The organism is Rhodococcus sp. 14-2470-1b (genome assembly GCF_002259415.1).
Classification (GTDB): domain Bacteria; phylum Actinomycetota; class Actinomycetes; order Mycobacteriales; family Mycobacteriaceae; genus Rhodococcoides.
On sequence record NZ_NPFY01000058.1, the window covers coordinates 1 to 3890 of the forward strand.

Genomic DNA, 3890 nt, shown 5'->3' on the forward strand with positions numbered 1-3890 from the left:
AAGCGACCAGGTAGACGACGGTTGCTGCCGCGACGGACGCGATGCGTTCCAATGGGACTCGCGTGAAGATTGCGAAGTTCGCCAGATACTCGACCGCGTGGCGGACAAGTGGTCGTTGCTGGTTATCGCGCTTTTGGACGAAAAAACTCTTCGGTTCGGCGAACTGAGCCGAGAGATCGACGGCATCAGCACCCGGATGTTGACCGTGACCCTGCGCAATCTCGAGCGTGACGGGTTGATACACCGGCGTATGTATCCCGAAATTCCGCCTCGCGTGGAATACAGATTGTCCGACCTCGGCCGCACACTATTGGGGACGATTCAGGCCCTCGTCGGATGGACCGAGCAGCACAGAGTTGCGATCGCCCGGGCCCGCAAGTCATTCGACGACGCTGCTGCTACGGCGACATAGTCCTGAGCCCACCGCGCCAAGGCACCGTCGGACGAATGAATGGGCGGGGTCCTTTTTGACCTGGCAACGAGGATGACCAACCAGTACCGCGTTCAACGGAATCAACGGAAAAATTCTCGGTCTACAGCTGAGACGGGCGACAATTGGTACCCAACAGGGCAACTCTTGCCGCTGCTTTACGCCATGGGTGGCCGCCAGTTGTCCTGACGCGCATCCTCTCGGTACCAGAAGAAAAATGCCGAACCAATGATCGGCAAAAGCCACGCTGCAAGAATCGAAATTGCCGTACGGCGCGCATTCAAGGGTGGTCCCGCAGCCGCAGACACATAGATAGCGAGACCGAACCAGAGAAACACCAGAAGCAAACCGATACCCATCTTCAAGAAAAAGAGTCCAAATCCAGGTGCACAATCCAGGCCAGCGTTCACGCACTCACTGAAACCCGCCTCGGCTAGATATTTACTCACGCTTTCAGACTAACCCGCCCACACCACTGCAGATGAGAACGAGCTCAGGAACCAGTTGTCGGCGCGGAGATTTAGTGTCCACCGCAGACAGCTAGCGGCGTGAGATGCAAACTAAGAGAACGGAACCGCCGACGTGTCCGCCGTACATGGCAATCAACCACACTCCCATTTCCCGTAATTGAACGCCAGTGTAGAAGCCCCCACCACGCCCGTGTGTGATCGTCGGAGGCATGCAGCCGAGGTGGCTACGCGGTGGCGCTTTCGATCGAGTCGAGGAACGCGGCGGAAGCTGTCAATGGTGTGAAGCCGTCGGCCAGGACGCGTCGGCATCCGTCGAGTTCGATGTGGATATCGATGCTGACGTACTCGTCCCCGATATTGGACTGCGTGGACGTGGTCGCCAGCGATGTTGCTTGCTGACCGCAGGGGCCGGCGGGCTCGAGGTCGGTGACGGTGGAGTTCCAGTCGAGATACGGCTCGGGCGCGTATCGATCCGCGCCGGTGAACTCCGGACTGGCTCCGGTGGTGTCGAAGTGACAGAGCCCGGACGGTGTCAGCGTCAGATCGAGCAGTGACCGCGGCCCGGGTGTCGACGCCAAGACGACGGGCGAGCACGAGAAGAAGTAGGCAATTCCTGTGGTGTCGAGACGGATCTGATGTTCGGTTGTGCCCACCTCGGGGAGTTCGAGGATCTCGGCAAGTCCGAGGGTGTTGTCCAGTCCGCAGTCACCACGTGGATACGAGGGCTGCACGGCTCGGCCGCCGGCGTCGATGAGCCACATGTCGACCGGTGCCGCCGCGAGAGCCGATGCCAGGCACTGGGAGTCGAAGATCGAGCGGCGAGTGGGCGGCCTGTTCAGTTCCCGCACAGCGGCGTCGAAGTCACCGGCATAGCGGCGTTCGACGTAGGTCACGGTTCCGTCCGCACCGACGTGGTCGCCGATACTGACGTCGCACACCACCGCCGTCACCGGTTCGAACCCTTCGGGCACCGTGCCCGGCGCAGGACGTGGCAGGAAGGTCTGTTGTTGCGGAGGAGCGGCGAGGTAGCCGCCGACGTCCTGGGGTAGTGCGCACACGAACTGATCAGCGGAGCCGATCTCGGCGACCGACCTCGGCTGCGGGGTAGAGAGCACACCGTAGGACGCGAGGGCAGCCGTCACCAACAGGAATATCGTCAGTCCCACACGTCGACCGATCATGGTCGCAAGGGTCCCACCTTTCGTCTGTGCACGTCCACGAAGTCAGTTCTCCCTCGAAGACGTGCAGACCCAACACTGACGGCCGACCGCCTCCGACCTCATTGGCAAGGTGACCGTCGTCGACCTTTCGTTTCGGAATGATGAACCGAGGTGTCAACACCAAGCGATGACCGTTCGGCGGAAACTGGATGCCTTTGAGGCTGGGAGACTGTCTCCGCACCTTGCAACAGGCAGAGGGTTACGCGACTACTGAGGGGCCGGTCCCACATCAAGCGGCAGCGGGTGTAACGCACCCGCCTGTGCAGGCCGACGACCCCGGTCGATATGTCGTTCCGTCACGCAGCATTGCCCACAGCACGTTTGACCGTCGCCTTGCCAATGCCAGCACGGCCTGAGTGTGGCGTTTACCCTCAGCCCGCTTTCGTTCGTAGTAGACCCGCGACTCGGAACAGCTTCGTACGCTGAGCTGGGCTGACAGATACGCGACTCGCAGCAGCCTCCGGTCATACCGGCGCGGACGTCTGAGGTTCCCACTGATTCGGCCCGAATCTCTCGGCGCAGGGGCGAGTCCGGCCACTGCGGCAAACCTGTCTGCGGTTCCGAAGACCGAGACGTCTCCCCCGGTTGCGGCCACCATCTCGGCACCCAAAAGCGGCCCGATTCCCGGCATGGATTCGAGAATCGCGGCCGACGCATGACTCTTGAACACGGCCTCGATAGTGCCGTCGAGGGCAGCCAATCGCGCACCGAGATCGAGTACGTCGGTGGCCATGGAGCTGACAACCTGCGCGGCCACGGCCTCACCCCGCACCCGAATTGTTTGCGCCAAAGCAGCCTCCGCCGCCACGGCCGCGAGGCCGCTAGCGTTGTACGCCTTACGCTTTCGCAGCCAGGCTTCCAAGCTTGTAGGACCGATCGTGCGGATCGCGCCTGGCGTTGAATAACCGGTTAGCAGGATCAATGCTCCCTTCACGTTACTGAGGTCGAGCGCGCGCTCCAGCGCGGGAAAGTACGTGCTCAGTAAAGCGCGAAGCCTGTTGATTGATCGAGTCCGGTCCCGCATCAGGTCGGTTCGCCTCGAGGTCAGAATGCCGAGCTGCACGGCAATCTCGTCGTCCACTCGCATCGGCTGAAGGTCGCGTCGAATCCGCGCCTGATCAGCGATGATTGCCGCGTCTTTCGCGTCGGTCTTGCCATCGCCGCGGTACCCGCCCGCAGCGTGGTGCACGATGCGGCCGGGGATGTACATCAGGGTTTGCCGACCTGCAGCGAGCATTGCCGTCAACAGCGCAGCACCACCCGAATTCAGGTCCACTGCCCAGACCACCTGCCCACCGTCTGCGATGCCGAGCACATCGTCGATCAGTGACTTCAGAACCGCCTCGTCGTTCAACACCCGACGGGACAGCAGTCGTGTTGCGTCGCTGTCGATTACCACCGCATGGTGGTGAGTTTTCCCTGCGTCGATTCCCACCCAGAGCTGTTGCACCTGTACCCCTTGCTGTCGTCGGGACGTTGGAACCTGGTGGACGACTGCGCCGTCGTGTCCTTAATCAGCGATCAGGTCGCGTCTCTCAATGAGCGGTCACATCGTCGAGGACACCGGGCGGCCATTCCCTTCTGGCCATCCGATCAGCGAAAAAAAGAAAGCCATACCCGGTGTCCCCAGGCACCTCTGAACCTACGTCCGAGGTCTCGATGCCCGGCAACGACGTTAAGGAAAACAAGAATTCTTTTCACAGGACGGAGCGCAGCGGAGTTCGATTCGGTGGACGCCCGCAGGGTGGCCCGGACCTGCTCGCAGCGCTC

At 61.6% G+C, this 3890-nt stretch carries 4 protein-coding genes; 1 reads left to right on the forward strand and 3 read right to left on the reverse strand.

All coding sequences use genetic code 11. From position 1 onward, the window contains the following. The coding region (locus tag CH293_RS27660; protein WP_217900799.1) for a helix-turn-helix domain-containing protein at positions 1-412 on the forward strand (412 nt) is incomplete at its 5' end. A 176-nt stretch (positions 413-588) separates the two neighbouring features. On the opposite strand, the gene CH293_RS28035 is transcribed toward CH293_RS27660, so the two are convergent. The 3 genes from CH293_RS28035 to CH293_RS27670 all read right to left on the reverse strand — a co-directional run bounded on the left by CH293_RS28035 (position 589) and on the right by CH293_RS27670 (position 3570). After that, the gene (locus tag CH293_RS28035; protein WP_141217261.1) at positions 589-879 is read right to left on the reverse strand and encodes a hypothetical protein; all 291 of its coding nucleotides are present in this window, start codon (positions 877-879) and stop codon (positions 589-591) included. 245 nt (positions 880-1124) lie between these two features. Continuing rightward, positions 1125-2081 (reverse strand): hypothetical protein, encoded by a 957-nt coding sequence (locus tag CH293_RS27665; RefSeq protein WP_094722065.1) that lies wholly within the window; start codon positions 2079-2081, stop codon positions 1125-1127. A gap of 268 nt (positions 2082-2349) precedes the next feature. Further along, entirely contained in the window at positions 2350-3570 is a 1221-nt protein-coding gene (locus CH293_RS27670; protein ID WP_094722066.1) for an IS110 family transposase, read from the reverse strand. Positions 3571-3890 lie beyond the last annotated feature (320 nt).